The organism is Halorubrum wangae, assembly GCF_051194135.1.
In the GTDB taxonomy this organism is placed as follows: domain Archaea; phylum Halobacteriota; class Halobacteria; order Halobacteriales; family Haloferacaceae; genus Halorubrum.
In genome coordinates, this window is the sequence record NZ_JBLZNH010000001.1 from 26623 (window position 1) to 39995 (window position 13373).

Sequence of the window (13373 nt, forward strand, 5' to 3'; positions counted from 1 at the left end):
CCACCGCCGTCAACGACGCGGCAGCCGTCCGCTGACGAAGAGGTAGTCCCGCGTAAACACGGCCAGCGACGGGGCGAGCACGAGGGGGGCGAGCGTCCAGACGACGTCCGTCGGCACCGGTGGCACGAGCGCGACGGTCACGAAGACCATCTGGACACCAGCGAGGTACCTCCCGAGGTCGCTGTCGGGGAGGTCGCCCACGGGCAGTCCGCGGACGCGCCGCAGCCAGACCGCTCCGCGGAAGACGTAGCGCGCGGCGGAGAGCGCGAGATACCACGCCGGAAGCAGTCCCCACAACACCGCCACCAGCGGCGCGGCGACGAATCCGAACGTGTCGAACGCCATGTCGAGCCGGCGGCCGATCTCTGTCTCCCGGCCGACCGTCCTGGCGACGGTTCCGTCCAGACTGTCGAGGGCGACGCCGACCCCGTAACACAGCGCCGGCACCCACACGAGCGTCGTCGACGACGGGACGACGACGAATCCGGCGACGACCGCGTACAGGGCCCCCCGAACGAGCGTGACCGCGTTCGCCAGCCCGAACAGCCGCCGCCAGAAGGCGCCGTTCAGCCGTCCGGGATCGAGCCGAAATCCGACGTACCAGAGCTGGCCGGCCCAGACGCCGCCGGCGACGACGGCCGGAGAGAGCCCCCATCGCCCCGTCGCGTCCGCGGGGAACAGCCGGACCAGGAGGACGACGAGCGCGATCGCAGCGAGGAGCGGGAGCCCGACGCCGACTCCCACGCGCACGGACCGTCGCTGGAGGGTCTCGGTCATCTGTCCGTCGCCTTCCGCCGCCCGAACGCAACGGTGTTTACGGTCGCCGGCGCTATCGGGTTTACATCGAGGAACACCGCGTTTACGGGTCGGGATACGTCATTTACACCCGCGTCGTTCGTCTCGGGGGGACGCGCGTGACGCCGGTGGCGATTCCGCGACGGCACGGTTACCGGCGCAAGAGGGCGATCAGCACGAGGATCAACACGACCTGCGCGATCTTGTCGATGGCTCCGAGCGTCCCTACGTCGGCCGGGAACGACTTCGGTCCGCCCGCGAAGTTGATGACGTACCACAACACGATCTGAATGAGCGTGAAGGGTATCCCGACGGCGTACACCGTGCGCCGGCGGTAGTCGAGCAACACCAGTACGATCGCGCCGAGGAAGCCGAATCCGGCGAGAAGGAAGCTGATCCGCAGCGGCAACGGGAGCCCTCCCAGACCGAGACGGAGGTGGACGACGGCGGTAACTAGCGCTGCGACGATGCCTACCCAGTGGAGGCCGTCGAGCGAGCCGATGTCGATTGCGGACTGTTGTGATTCAGTCGTTGCCATACCGCACAGACGCGCTTCCATCACATAGAAATACCGACCAAATCGGTTTGCCCGTTCGATCCCGGCCGCCTATCGCTCGAAGTCGGGGTCGCACAGCGCGTCGACGCGTGCGATCTCGCCGACCGACAGTCGTTCGCTCCCGGCGGCGAGGTTCGAGACGACGTGCGACTCGGCGGTGCTCGACGGGATCGGGACGACTCCCTGGGAGACGTTCCACGCGACGACGACCTCGGCGGGCGAGAGCCCGCGCTCCGCACCGATCTCACTCAAAACGGGCTCGTCGAGGAGCCCAGACGCCGACAGTGGCGAGTGGGCGACGACGCGGATCCCGCGCTCGCGACAGAACTCGACGAGGTCTGTCCGGGGCCGGTACGGATGCCGCTCCACCTGCACGAGCGCCGGGTCGATCGACCCCGTCTCCAGCACGGTCTCCAGCTGCGTCCGTGAGACGTTACAGATTCCGAGCGTCCGCGCCCACCCCTTCTCGTGGACGGCCTCCAGGTTCCGCCACGCCGTCGCGAGTGACACGTCGTCGGTCGCGAGTTCGCCGTCCTCGCCCTCGGGAAAGGTGAGCGCCTCCTGTCGCGTGACCGGCTTTTCTGCCAGTCGGTTCAACTCGCCGCGGTGTTCGAGCGCTGTGGGCCAGTGGAGCGCGTAGCAGTCGAACGCGTCGATCCCCAACTCCTCGCGGCTGCCCGCGCAGGCGGCCAACAGGTGCTCGCGGCGGTGGCTGGTACGCCACGCTTTCCCGAGCAGGAACACGCGCTCGCGGTCCGGCGCTCCCGGCGCGGCGAGCAACTCCCCGATCCGATGCTCGTTGCCGTACAACTCCGCGGTATCGAGGAGGCGGTAGCCGGCGTCGAGTGCGGTCGCAACCGAGTCGGCGCGCTCGACGTACTCCCCGTCGCGATAGCGTGAGCAGCCGAAGCCGACCGCGGGGAGTCGGACCGCACTCGTGCCGATTCGGGGCTTCTCTCCGTCGCTCGCGACGCTTCGGTCCGACGCCGTTGGCCTGACAATCGGCGCCGGCGGTGGGTCGGCAGTCGCTCCGTGGTCGTCGACAGCGATCGGCCCCCCGTCTTCGGCGGCGGTCTCAATCGCGTTGCAGACGGCGACGACGTGCGCGCCGCGGCGCCCGCCCGCCCGCGACGGCGACCCCGCCTCGACCGTCGCGGCGAGGCGCTCGACGGCGTCGACGTACTCGTACGGGGCCGTCGGTGCGTCCGGCGGCGCGCTTACGTACTCCCGTCCGACCCGGCCGAACCGAACGCTCTCGCGGTCGTCATCCATCGCGCCGGTGCCCTTCAGGTAGAGCGAGCCGTCGTCGCCGTGAAGCTCCAACCCGTAGAACTCGCGGCTCCGATGAGGGGCGTAGAAGCTCGCGGTCAGCCTGACGGTGGGGCCCGCCGCGAACGCCAGCGTCGCCTCGACGTGGCTCGGCGTCGAGGGCCGCCGCTCCTCTCGTTCGGGCCAGACGTCGAGGGCGTCGGCCACGCGGACGCGCTCGACCGGACCGAACCACGACACCAGCAGCGCGAGCGGATACACCGCACCGTCGTACAGCGGACCGATATCGAGGAACGAGTCGGGGCGGTCGTGCCAGTCGGTCACGCGACCGACGTGGGCGTGGGCGTACCCCAACCCCACGGGGCCGAGGCGGCCGTCAGAGAGGAGTCGGCCTGCGCGACGCTGGGTGGGCGCTCGCGGCGTCCCGGGCGCGCACCCGAGGGCGAGGTCCCGCTCGCGAGCGAGCGCCACCAGCGCTCCCGCCTCGTCTGCGTCGAGCGCGAGCGGCTTCTGCGAGTAGACGTGGCGGTCGGCCGAGAGGGCGGTCCGCGTCACCGGCGCGTGAGCGGCGTGGCTCGTCAGGTTCACCACGAGCGGCGCGTCGACCGCGTCGAACGCCGCCTCCAAGTCGGTGAACGACGGGCAGTCGTGCGGCGCGGCGAGCGACGCGGCGCGGTCTCCGTCGAGGTCGACGACGCCGGCGAGCGACAGCGAACTTCCGGACAGCCCGGCGGCGTACTCCGGTGCGATCGACCCGGCCCCGACGAACAGACAGTTCACGATCGTACCGGGTCAGCGAGACGTATAGGTGTCCCGACGGGAATCGGTCGACGTCGGGGTGCCAGCGCTCGCGTCGTCTTCGGACCGTTCATCGACCCGCGCTCCGCCGGAGCGGTTTAGTCGGCTCACGCCAACTGACAGTCGTGACGGAGCCGGGAATGGGCCGCCTCGGGACCGCCTACCTGCGCACGCTGCAGGCGATCGGTCGGCGGTTGCACTACGGAACGAACGTCTTCGACCGTGAGTGGGACGTCCTCGTCGTCCTCGACGCCTGTCGGGCCGACCTGTTTCGCACGGTCGCGCCCGACTTCGACTTCCTCGACGCCGTCGAGACGGTCCGATCGGTCGGGAGCTCCTCCTCGGAGTGGCTGGAGAACACCTTCCTCGATCACCCCGAGACGGCGCGAACCGCCATGGTGACCGGCAACACGTGGACCGACCGCTACCTCGACGCCGACGCCTTCGCCGCGCTCGACGAGGTGTGGAAGTACGCGTGGGACGACGCTGTCGGTACCGTGCCGGCGCGCGCGATCACCGACCGCGCCGTCGCGCTCGCCCGCGAGCGAGACCCGGAGCGCCTCGTCGTCCACTACATGCAGCCGCACCACCCGTTCGTCCCTGACCCCCTCGACGGCGACGACGGGCTGGCTCGGACGGGGAGCCACAGCAACGAGGGCAACCCGTGGGTCCTGCTCCGTCGCGGCGAGGTCTCGGTCGAGCGCGTCTGGCGGGCCTACGAGGCGAACCTCCGGCACGTCCTTCCGGAGGTCGCCGCGCTCGTCGACAACGTCGACGGACGCGTCGCGATCACCGCCGACCACGGCAACCTCTTCGGTGAGTGGGGACTGTACGGCCACCCCATGCACACCCCGGTGCCCGCGCTGCTCGCCGTGCCGTGGGCCGAGGCGACGGGGGTCGACGCTCGCACCCGCGATCCCGAACTCAAGCCCCCGGAACCGCTGCCCGTGAGCCGGGTGCACGGCGAGACGGACGAGCGGGAGCGACTCGAAGCGCTCGGCTACCTGTGAGGGAACGCCTCCCGTTCCCTCCGGATTTAGGTGCGTCGCATCCGTGGATCCGTGCATGTACGCGACGACGGTCCTGACGGACTTCGTAGCCCAGCACTACCTCACGGTGCCCGATCCCGGCCCCGAAGGCGTGCCCCACTCGCACCACTTCGAGGTGGAACTGACCTTTCGCGGCCCGGCGCTGAACGAGTACGACTACCTCGTCGACATCGACGACGCCGAGGCGGCGCTCGCCGACCTCGCGGACCGCTACCGCGACGCGCTGCTCAACGACCTCCCTGAGTTCGAGGGCGACAACCCCAGCGTCGAGCGCTTCGCCCGGGTGATCTTCGAACGGGTGACCGACGCGGTGACCGACGAGACCGCCACCGAGTTGGCCGTGACGGTCTGGGAGGACGAGACGGCCGCCGCGACCTACGACGCGCCGGTATGAAGGTCGGGCTCACGCTGTACGGGAGCCTCGACGAGCAGTCCGGGGGATTCCGCTACGACCGGAAGCTCGTCGAGGGGCTCCGCCGGGCCGGTGACACCGTCGAGGTCGTCGAACTCCCGTGGCGGTCGTACCCGCGCGGGCTGCTCGACAGCGCGCACCCGCGGTTCCGCGAGCGCCTCCGCGTCGACGTCGACGTGATGCTCCAAGACGAGTTGGCACACCCCTCGCTCGTCGGGCACAACCGCGACCTGCCGTATCCGATCGTGGGAGTCGTCCACCACCTCCGCGCGAGCGAGGGCCGGCGGCTCACCCCGCTGTACCGCGCCGTCGAACGACGATACCTCGCGAGCGTCGACGGCGTCGTCTGCAACAGCGCGGCGACCCGCGACGCCGTCTCCGCCCTCGGCGTCGACCCCGGATCGAGCGTCGTCGCCCCGCCGGCCGGCGATCGGTTCGACCCCGCGATAGCCGACGCCGACATCACGGCGCGGGCCGCATCGCTCGGCGGCGAATCGAGCCACCGCTCGGCCGCCGCCTCCGACTCCGGACCCCTCCGAGTCGCGTTCGTCGGTAACCTCGCACCGCGGAAGGGGCTCGACACGCTCGTCGAGGGCGTGGCTCGCGCCGACTGCGCCGTCGACCTCACCGTCGTCGGACGGGCGGTCGACGAGTCTCACGTCGCCGACGTCCGGCGACTGGTTCGCGAACGCGGGATCGGGGACCGAGTCCGGTTCGCCGGTCGGCTGTCGGACGCCGAGCTCGGCGACATCCTCCGCGCGAGTCACGTCCTCGCCGTCCCCTCTCGGTACGAGGGCTTCGGTATCGTCTACTTGGAGGGGATGAGCTTCGGGCTCCCGGCGATTGCCTCGCGGGCGGGCGGCGCAAACGAGACGGTCACGGACGGCGAAACGGGCGTCCTCGTGGACCCGGACGACCCGGACGCCGTCGCTCGCGCGCTCGACGGTTTCGCGGCCGACCCCGACCGACTCGCCCAGATGGGCCGCGCGGCCAGGCGTCGGTACGAGCGCCACCCGGGGTGGGCGGAGTCGACGGCTCGCGTTCGCCGACTTCTCGCCGACGTCGCGAGCGCGGCCGACGCCCTCGAACCGGAGGTGGCGACGTGACGGGGGACGGTCCCTCTGGGCGCGGCGACGCCGCCGACGCCATCGCGGACGACGCCGACGATTTCCGGCGCTATCTCCGCGCGAAGCGGACCGTCGACGATCGGGCGCTCGACCGCCGCCTCGTCGAACGCCTCCGGGAGCGACTCACCGACCGCGCCGCCGCGGTCGACGGGCCGCTCCGCGTGCTGGAGGTCGGGGCCGGGATAGGCACGATGATCGCCCGCCTGATCGAGTGGGAGGTGCTTCCGCCGGGCGAGACGCGGTACGTCGCCGTCGACCGCGACACCGACGCGCTCGCCGGCGTCGCCCCGTTCCTCCGCGAGTGGGCATCGGAGCGGGGAGAGTCGGTCTCTGTCGAAGATACAAGCGAATTCACCGACGGTGAGGAGACGAACGCGCTCGTCGTCGAGACCGACGCGCGGGCCGTCACGGTCGAGGCGGTCGCTGCCGACGCGGTCTCGTACGCCGCGGAGCACGCGGGCGCGTCGGACGCCCTGATCGGGATGGCGCTACTCGACGTCCTCGATCTGGAGGGCCTCGAGACCGTGCTCGATGCGCTCGCGCCCGGCGGGACGTACTACTTCCCGATCACCTTCGACGGCGGGACTCGCTTCCGTCCGTCGCAGCCGGGCGACCGTGCGATAGAGCGACTGTACCACCGTCACATGGACGAGAAACCGGGCGGAAACAGCCGCGCCGGCGGCGCGGCGCTCGCGCGGCTCCGCGCGATCAAGGGCGCCTCGCTCCTCGGCGTCGCCGGCTCCGACTGGGTCGTCGGCGCCGTTCACGGCGAGGCCGGCTACCCGGCCGACGAGGCGTTCTTCCTTCGACACATCCTCGGCACCGTCGAGGAGGCGGTCGGCGAGATAATTGCTACTGGGGGCGAAGGATCGCTCTCGGCCGCCGAGCTCGACGCGTGGCTCGCCGAGCGGCGGCGACAGCTCGAAACCGGCGAGCTCGTCTACCTCACCCACCAGCTCGACCTGCTCGGCGGGGTCGACGGCGACGTCTGACCGGGAGTCGACCGGACGGCGACGGCCGATCGACGGCCGATCAGCTCGCGGCCTCGATCGAGTCGAGCAGGCGGCACTTCCGGCAGACGTCTCGGCTCGTCTTCGAGCCGCAGCGCTCGCACTCGCCGAGGTCCGGGGCGCCGTCTGCGGCGTCACCGCCCTCGCGGTACGTCTCGGCCGCGAGCGCCGAGAGCTCCTCGTAGCCGGCCATGATCGAGTGGCGCGTCCCGGGGTGGTTCTCCTCTAACTCGTGGATCGTCGACTGGATCTCGCCGCGGTACGCCTCCGAGGAGTGGGGGCACTCGGCCATGTGGGTCGGGAGGTCGCGGACGTGACAGTAGAGGGCGATCTCTTTTTCGGGTACGTCGCGGAGGGGTTTCGCGCGCGGCACGAACGCCTCGGTGCCCTCGCGCTCGTCGAAGGGGCCGAGCGAGGCGTCGAAATGCTTCGCCACCTGTCTGACGTCGCCCTCGAGGAAGTTCATCATCGCTGTCTGGGCCTCGTCGTCGAGATTATGGCCGGTGAGCAGCTTGTCGGCGTCGAACTCGGCGGCGTACTCCTCTAAGAGGTCGCGCCGGAACACGCCGCAGTACGCGCAGGCGGCCATATTCTCCGGGTCGCTCTCGACCACGTCGTCCATCTGCACGTCGAACTCCTCCTCGTAGGAGACGACCTCGTGCCTGAGCGAGAGCTCCTCGGCCAGCTCGACGCAGGCGTCGAGGCTCTCGTCGCGATACCCCTCGATACCCTCGTGGATCGTCAGGGCGAGCATCTCGACGCGGGGGTCGGTCCCGAACACGTCGTCTAAGATCCGCGTCAGCGCGACGCTGTCTTTCCCGCCCGAGAGACCGATCACCCAGCGGTCGGGATCCTCGGGCGTCGCGTCCGGATCGAGCAGGCCGTCCTCACGGACCCGGCGTTTCACGCGCTTCTCGACCGACCGGCGGAGGTGCTCGCCGCACAGGTGCGCCCCCGAGTAGGCGGCGTGGTGAACGGCGTCGGCTCCGCACTTGTCGCACTCCATCGATGTCGGGTTGCGGTCGCGCGCGGATACCCGTTTCGGGGCGAGGTGACGTGAGCGTAGTCGCGAGTCGGGGCGGAATCCCCGTGACAACCACGGAGCCCGCCTCGGTCATTTATCAATAACCGTCCGTGTATCGACGTCGACAACCGCCGGCGCGTTGTCGCCCGTTCCGACACGGGTTTGTCGCCGGAGCCGCCCCGGTTGAACGTGACCGATTCGCCGACCGGCGTCGACCGCGATCCCGACCGCCGACCTCTCCGGAAGGACCCCCCGGACGAGAGCCTTCGCACTCGCCTGTGGCGCCACGGCTTCAATCTGTTTCCCTCCTACCGCGGGACCGGCGCCCGCGTCGACCACATCGGCGCCGACTGGCGGTTCGTACGAGTCCGCGTCCCGTTCCACTGGCGGACGCGCAACGCGGTCGGGACGACGTTCGGCGGCAGCCTCTACGCCGCCATCGACCCCGTGTACATGACGATGCTTCGGCGGGTTCTCGGCGACGAGTTCACCGTCTGGGACAAGTCGGCTGCGCTCGAGTTCATCGAACCGGGGCGCGACACGCTGTACGCCGAGTTCGAACTCCCCGTCGCCGAAACCGAGTCGATCCGCGACGCCGTCGCGTCGGGCGAGTCGATCGACCGCGAATACCTCGTCTCGCTCGTCGACGAGTCGGGGACCGTCCACGCGGCCTGCGAGAAGACGCTGTACGTCCGGCGAGACGCCTGAGACACGGCCGGACGACGCTGGGTGTCGCCCGCCAGCCTCAGTCGCTCGCGGCCGGCCCGCCGCCGACCGACTCGACCGGCGACACCGAGATGACGAGGCGGTCGTCGCTGGCCGTGCTCACCTGCTTCGACTCCGCGAACGTCGTGCCGTCGGCGCGGAGCCCCTCGCTCATCCCCGTCCACCGCTCGCCGTCCATCACCGCCGGGATGACGTTGGTTCGGATATGTTCGACCTCCTCGTCTGGATGGAGGCGCTGCCAGGGCTCGCCGACGAGCTCCTCCGGCTCGTAGCCGTACAATCGACCGTACTCCTCACCGACGAACTCGAACGTGCCGTCCGGGGCGATCGTACAGACCCCGTCGAGCGCCACGTCGGTCGTGGGGCCGGCGCCCGCCTCGAAGCGCCCTCCCTCGCCGTCGACGGCGCGCTCGACGCGGCGCACGAGTGCGGTGTACCCCTCGTCGCCGCCGTGCTTGTGAACGTAATCGCTGACGCCCGCCCGCACCATCTCGGCCGCGATGGCGTCCGGGTCGGTCGCCGAGAAGAGGAGGAAGGACAGATCGGGGTCTGTCTCGCGCGCGGCAGAGAGAAGTTCGACACCGGTAGCCCCGGGCATGTCGTAGTCGCTCACGACGCAGTCGAATCGCTCGCGCTCGATGCGGTCTAATGCCACGGCCGGATCCGTTTCGGTGACGGTCTCGCAGTTGAGTCTGTCGTCGCGTTCGAGGAACGCCGCGACGAGCGCCGCGAGGCCGGGCTCGTCGTCGACGCAGAGCACGCGAAGCGCAGCGTCAGTCATAGTTTCCGGTCTCCGACGCCGGGATATACCCGTTGTGCCCCGGTACTCACGGCTGATACTCGGGCAGGGGTCGCGAGAGGGATCTGGAAGGGGACCGGATCAGGCGGTCGCGCCCGCGACGAGACTCTCCTGGACCGTCTCGACGAATCGGTCCGGATGCTCGACGTGCGGGAGCAGTCGCGCGCGGTCGAAGACGACGAGGCGTGCGCCGGACGCCTCAGCCAGCTCACGCCCGTCGGAGAGGGGACTCACCTCGGCCTCGCGCCCCCAGACGATCGTCGGCGGCACGTCGAGGTCGGCGAGCGCGGCCGCCAGGTCGATGTCGCTGTTGAGGTAGCCGGAGATGAACGACGCCGGGGCGAACCGGGCGTTCTCGACGTGCGCCGTCCGCCACTCGTAGTCGATCCACTCCTCGCTCAGTCCCGTCGGATCGTCGTAGCCGTGGTCGGCGTTGAAATATCGGATCGACGGCTTCGCCGAGATGACGTTGAACAGCGTGTCACCGACCAGCGGCGACCGGATCAGCTCGCGGAGCCACGACTTCGGCGGGCTCGGCCCCGCGACGCTCGTCGGACAGACGCCGACGAAACCGCGCAGGTCGATGCCGCCGTCACTCGACCCGTCTCCGGTGACCGCCTTGGCGACGTACGCGGCCGATAGCGAGGAGGCGACGACGGCCGGCTCCTCGAAGTCGGCGAGGAAGTCGCGGACGAAGTCCTCGTACAGCGCGGCGGAGTACCGCAGCGGCGGCCGATCGGAGCGACCGTACCCGGGGAAGTCGGGGGCGACGACGTGGTAGTCGGCCGCCAGGTCGTCGAACACCGCGCGCCACTCGCCCGAGGAGGCGGCGGCGTTGATCCCGTGGAGCAGGACGAGGTCCGGATCGTCGGGGTCTCCCGCCTCGGTGAACGCGACGTCGATCCCTCGCCAGCGGAAGACGCCGTCGTCGCCGTCGAGCGGGGCCTCCAGCTCCCCCTCGTATCGCAGTCCGGTGTTGAGGGCGGCGAGCGCGCCGACGCCGAGGAGGGCCGTCCCAGCGAGGTTCCTGAGTTTCATACGAACCTGTTGGTCCGCGGGCAACTTATAACTCGTGGCGGTCCGCGCTACGCTCCGTCCGTCTCCACGCAATCGACGATGGGGCCGACGATCTCGGCGGCGACGCTGTACGGGTCGGTCTCGCGCCGCCGTACCGACTCGGCGAGCCGATCTATCCCGCCGTGGCGCTCGATCTCTTCGGTCGCGAGCGCGCCCACGTCAGCGCGGACGAGGGTCCGGATCTCCTCGGCGTAGCGCTGGTGCTTTGTCGTCTCTATCTCGCCTGATTCCCGGAGGTGCGCGGCGTGCGCGTCGAACGTCGCGATCAGATCGTCGACGCCCTCGCCAGTGCTCGCGACGGTCCGGAGCACCTCCGGAGTCCACTCGGAGGCGTCTCCGCCCGCATCGCCGTCGCCCCCGTCGCTATTGCCGCCGTGCGCCGTCTCGCCGTCCGGGTCGTCCGGGTGAGCCGGTGCGTCGAACCCGTGATGGCCCGTGTCGAGTCCGGCCGTCGGGCCCTCGCGGCGGTGGACCATCTCCTCCAGCTCGGCGAGGGTGCGCTCCGCGCCGTCCATGTCGGCCTTGTTGACGACGAAGACGTCACCGATCTCGAGGATGCCGGCCTTCAACGTCTGCACGTCGTCGCCGGAGCCGGGCTGGACGAGCACCGCGACGGTGTCTGCGGTGCGAACCACGTCGACCTCGCTCTGCCCGGCGCCGACCGTCTCGATGATCACGACGTCCTTCCCGAAGGCGTCGAGCGCCTTGACGGCGTCAGCGGTCGCCATCGAAAGCCCGCCGAGCTGGCCGCGCGCGCTCATCGACCGGAAGAACACGTCCATGTCGCCGACGTTCGACCCCATTCGGATCCGATCGCCGAGCACGGCGCCGCCGGTGTACGGCGAGGAGGGATCGACCGCGACGACGCCGACGGTGTCCCCGCGCTCGCGGTAGGCGGCCGCCAGCTTGTCGACGAGCGTCGACTTGCCGGCTCCGGGCGATCCCGTGATCCCGATCACGTCCGCCCCGCCCGTGTGCTCGTGGAGCGCGGCGACGATCGCGCGGTGACCCGCTGTGCGGTTCTCGATCTTCGTGATGGCGCGGGCGAGCGCTCGGTGGCTCCCACCGAGCAGCGCGTCGACGAGTTCGGCGTCGTCGTCGCTCAGCTCCGGCGCTCGCGCAGTCGCCGTCGCGTCGCGTTCCGGCCCGCCCATCTACGTTCGCTCCGGTACGTTGTTCCGGATGAACTCTATCGTCTCCGCCATCGGCGTGCCGGGGCCGAACACCTCCGCGACGCCGAGCTCCTTGAGCTCCGCCTCGTCGTCGTCGGGGATGATCCCGCCGACTAAGATGAGCGTGTCGTCGAACGCGTCGTACTCTTTGAGCCCCTCGATCACCTTCGGGACGAGGGTGTTGTGTGCGCCCGAGAGGATCGAGATCCCGAGCACGTCGACGTCCTCCTGCACCGCCGCCTGTACGATGTCGTCGGGGGCGCGGTGGAGCCCGGAGTAGACGACTTCGAAGCCGGCGTCGCGGAACGCCCGCGCGATCACGTGTGCGCCCCGGTCGTGGCCGTCGAGTCCGACCTTCGCGACCAGACATCGGATGGCTCGCTCCTCCTGTTCGGCGCTCATGTCGGCTACTGCGTCGCGCCACCGTTTGACTCTAACGGACGATCGGGTGAGATCGAACCGTTGAACGCGCGGGCGCCCGTCGGTCGATGTATGACCGACGCCCCACCCGAGGACCGCTCCTCCGGCGACGGACGCCTCCCGGCCGAGACGCGGATCGGTCGCGTCGCACTCCACGTCGCCGACCTCGACGAGACGACCGCCTTCTACCGCGACGTCGTCGGCCTCGCTGTGCTCGACCGCGACGGCGACGAGGCCGTCCTCGGAGCTGACGGCGTCCCCCTGCTCGTCCTGAAACGCGACCCCGACCGCCCCGAGCGCGAGCGCACCGACGCCGGACTCTTTCACACCGCGTTCCGGCTCCCCTCTCGGGCCGCGCTCGGCGAGGCGTTGGCTCGGGTGCGCGACCGCTGGCGGCTCGACGGTGCCTCCGACCACCTCGTTAGCGAGGCGCTGTACCTCGACGATCCGGAGGGGAACGGGGTAGAGATCTACCGCGACCGACCCCGCGAGGAGTGGTCGGTCGCCGCCGACGGCACGGTCCGGATGGCGACCGAGCCGCTCGATCTGGAGGGCGTCGCCGCCGCGGCGGAGGGAGCCGGCTCCGCCGACGCCGCTGACCGCGCCTCCGCCGATGCCGCCCCCGCCGACCGCGTCCCGTCAGGCACCGACGTCGGCCACGTCCACCTCGAAGTGACGTCGCTGTCGGCGTTCGAGGCGGTGTACGTCGACGGGCTCGGCTTCGAGGTCGGCATGACCGGCCCCGACGTCCGGTTCGTCGCCGCCGGAGGCTACCACCACCACCTCGGCGCGAACACGTGGCGGGGGCGGACGACGCCGACCTCCGGGCGCGGGCTCGCGTGGTTCGAGGTGATCGTGCCGGACGACGCCGCTCTCGACGCGGTGCGGTCCCGACTCGACGCGGCCGCGTCCGACGGCGACGCCGAGTTCGCCGTCGAGGAACGGGAGGGCGGGATCGCAGTCATCGACGGCGACGGCATCGAAGTACGGGTTCGGGCGGAGTGACGCATCCGAGCGGGCGGTGAGCGCAGTTATTTATAAATAAGCGAACGACCGGCGCACCGCGGGCGGTCACGGTCGCTCTCCGGCGGTCATTTATAAATAGACTATCGTCGCGGAACGATCGGTGCGGAAGCGTT

At 70.4% G+C, this 13373-nt stretch carries 14 protein-coding genes; 6 read left to right on the forward strand and 8 right to left on the reverse strand.

Annotated elements, in window-relative coordinates; all coding sequences use genetic code 11:
• Positions 1-9: 9 nt before the first annotated feature.
• The 3 genes from ACNS84_RS00150 to ACNS84_RS00160 form a co-directional block, all read right to left on the reverse strand.
• The gene (locus ACNS84_RS00150; RefSeq protein WP_435072828.1) at positions 10-777 is read right to left on the reverse strand and encodes a CDP-alcohol phosphatidyltransferase family protein; all 768 of its coding nucleotides are present in this window, start codon (positions 775-777) and stop codon (positions 10-12) included.
• A 169-nt stretch (positions 778-946) separates the two neighbouring features.
• Positions 947-1333, reverse strand: a complete 387-nt coding sequence (locus tag ACNS84_RS00155) for a DUF7475 family protein (RefSeq protein ID WP_435072829.1) — start codon at positions 1331-1333, stop codon at positions 947-949.
• Between the two features lie 69 nt (positions 1334-1402).
• Positions 1403-3400, reverse strand: a complete 1998-nt coding sequence (locus ACNS84_RS00160) for an aldo/keto reductase (RefSeq protein WP_435072830.1) — start codon at positions 3398-3400, stop codon at positions 1403-1405.
• Positions 3401-3558: 158 nt separating this feature from the next.
• On the opposite strand from ACNS84_RS00160, the gene ACNS84_RS00165 reads away from it, so the two are divergent.
• The 4 genes from ACNS84_RS00165 to ACNS84_RS00180 are packed head-to-tail and all read left to right on the forward strand — an operon-like array spanning position 3559 to position 6998.
• Entirely contained in the window at positions 3559-4428 is an 870-nt protein-coding gene (locus ACNS84_RS00165; RefSeq protein ID WP_435073766.1) for an alkaline phosphatase family protein, read from the forward strand.
• Positions 4429-4483: 55 nt separating this feature from the next.
• On the forward strand, positions 4484-4861 hold the full coding sequence (locus tag ACNS84_RS00170; RefSeq protein WP_435072831.1) for a 6-pyruvoyl trahydropterin synthase family protein: 378 nt from the start codon (positions 4484-4486) through the stop codon (positions 4859-4861).
• Positions 4858-5985 (forward strand): glycosyltransferase family 4 protein, encoded by a 1128-nt coding sequence (locus ACNS84_RS00175; protein ID WP_435072832.1) that lies wholly within the window; start codon positions 4858-4860, stop codon positions 5983-5985. Before ACNS84_RS00170 ends, ACNS84_RS00175 begins: the two co-directional genes overlap by 4 nt.
• Positions 5982-6998, forward strand: a complete 1017-nt coding sequence (locus ACNS84_RS00180) for a hypothetical protein (RefSeq protein WP_435072833.1) — start codon at positions 5982-5984, stop codon at positions 6996-6998. The genes ACNS84_RS00175 and ACNS84_RS00180 overlap by 4 nt, the downstream gene beginning before the upstream one ends.
• A 40-nt stretch (positions 6999-7038) precedes the next feature.
• Here the strand turns inward: ACNS84_RS00180 and ncsA are convergent, their stop codons facing one another.
• A complete protein-coding gene (gene ncsA / locus ACNS84_RS00185) occupies positions 7039-8022 on the reverse strand; it encodes a tRNA 2-thiolation protein NcsA (protein ID WP_435072834.1) in 984 nt (327 codons plus the stop codon).
• 207 nt (positions 8023-8229) lie between these two features.
• Between ncsA and ACNS84_RS00190 the strand changes: the two genes are divergently transcribed.
• Positions 8230-8748: a DUF4442 domain-containing protein gene (locus ACNS84_RS00190; RefSeq protein WP_435072835.1), complete on the forward strand. Its 519-nt coding sequence runs from the start codon at positions 8230-8232 to the stop codon at positions 8746-8748.
• A 37-nt stretch (positions 8749-8785) separates the two neighbouring features.
• On the opposite strand, the gene ACNS84_RS00195 is transcribed toward ACNS84_RS00190, so the two are convergent.
• From ACNS84_RS00195 to ACNS84_RS00210, 4 genes are all read right to left on the reverse strand, one after another.
• Positions 8786-9547, reverse strand: coding sequence for a response regulator (locus ACNS84_RS00195; RefSeq protein ID WP_435072836.1), 762 nt, complete (start codon positions 9545-9547; stop codon positions 8786-8788).
• Between the two features lie 99 nt (positions 9548-9646).
• Positions 9647-10603 carry an alpha/beta fold hydrolase gene (locus ACNS84_RS00200; RefSeq protein ID WP_435072837.1) on the reverse strand — a complete coding sequence of 319 codons (957 nt, stop codon included), beginning with the start codon at positions 10601-10603 and terminating at the stop codon, positions 9647-9649.
• 47 nt (positions 10604-10650) lie between these two features.
• Positions 10651-11796, reverse strand: coding sequence for a methylmalonyl Co-A mutase-associated GTPase MeaB (gene meaB, locus ACNS84_RS00205; RefSeq protein WP_435072838.1), 1146 nt, complete (start codon positions 11794-11796; stop codon positions 10651-10653).
• Entirely contained in the window at positions 11797-12216 is a 420-nt protein-coding gene (locus tag ACNS84_RS00210; RefSeq protein WP_435072839.1) for a cobalamin B12-binding domain-containing protein, read from the reverse strand.
• 90 nt (positions 12217-12306) lie between these two features.
• Here ACNS84_RS00210 and ACNS84_RS00215 point away from each other — a divergent pair, with 90 nt between their 5' ends.
• Positions 12307-13239: a VOC family protein gene (locus ACNS84_RS00215; RefSeq protein WP_435072840.1), complete on the forward strand. Its 933-nt coding sequence runs from the start codon at positions 12307-12309 to the stop codon at positions 13237-13239.
• Positions 13240-13373: the final 134 nt, after the last annotated feature.

What these genes read in the sequence shown, in the direction of transcription:
- ACNS84_RS00200 (WP_435072837.1), bottom strand. Translation starts at nt 10,603, where the DNA reads ATGAAACTCAGGAACCTCGCTGGGACGGCCCTCCTCGGCGTCGGCGCG.
- ACNS84_RS00195 (WP_435072836.1), bottom strand. Translation starts at nt 9,547, where the DNA reads ATGACTGACGCTGCGCTTCGCGTGCTCTGCGTCGACGACGAGCCCGGC.
- ACNS84_RS00150 (WP_435072828.1), bottom strand. Translation starts at nt 777, where the DNA reads ATGACCGAGACCCTCCAGCGACGGTCCGTGCGCGTGGGAGTCGGCGTC.
- ACNS84_RS00170 (WP_435072831.1), top strand. Translation starts at nt 4,484, where the DNA reads ATGTACGCGACGACGGTCCTGACGGACTTCGTAGCCCAGCACTACCTC.
- meaB (WP_435072838.1), bottom strand. Translation starts at nt 11,796, where the DNA reads ATGGGCGGGCCGGAACGCGACGCGACGGCGACTGCGCGAGCGCCGGAG.
- ACNS84_RS00175 (WP_435072832.1), top strand. Translation starts at nt 4,858, where the DNA reads ATGAAGGTCGGGCTCACGCTGTACGGGAGCCTCGACGAGCAGTCCGGG.
- ncsA (WP_435072834.1), bottom strand. Translation starts at nt 8,022, where the DNA reads ATGGAGTGCGACAAGTGCGGAGCCGACGCCGTTCACCACGCCGCCTAC.
- ACNS84_RS00215 (WP_435072840.1), top strand. Translation starts at nt 12,307, where the DNA reads ATGACCGACGCCCCACCCGAGGACCGCTCCTCCGGCGACGGACGCCTC.
- ACNS84_RS00165 (WP_435073766.1), top strand. Translation starts at nt 3,559, where the DNA reads ATGGGCCGCCTCGGGACCGCCTACCTGCGCACGCTGCAGGCGATCGGT.
- ACNS84_RS00155 (WP_435072829.1), bottom strand. Translation starts at nt 1,333, where the DNA reads ATGGCAACGACTGAATCACAACAGTCCGCAATCGACATCGGCTCGCTC.
- ACNS84_RS00210 (WP_435072839.1), bottom strand. Translation starts at nt 12,216, where the DNA reads ATGAGCGCCGAACAGGAGGAGCGAGCCATCCGATGTCTGGTCGCGAAG.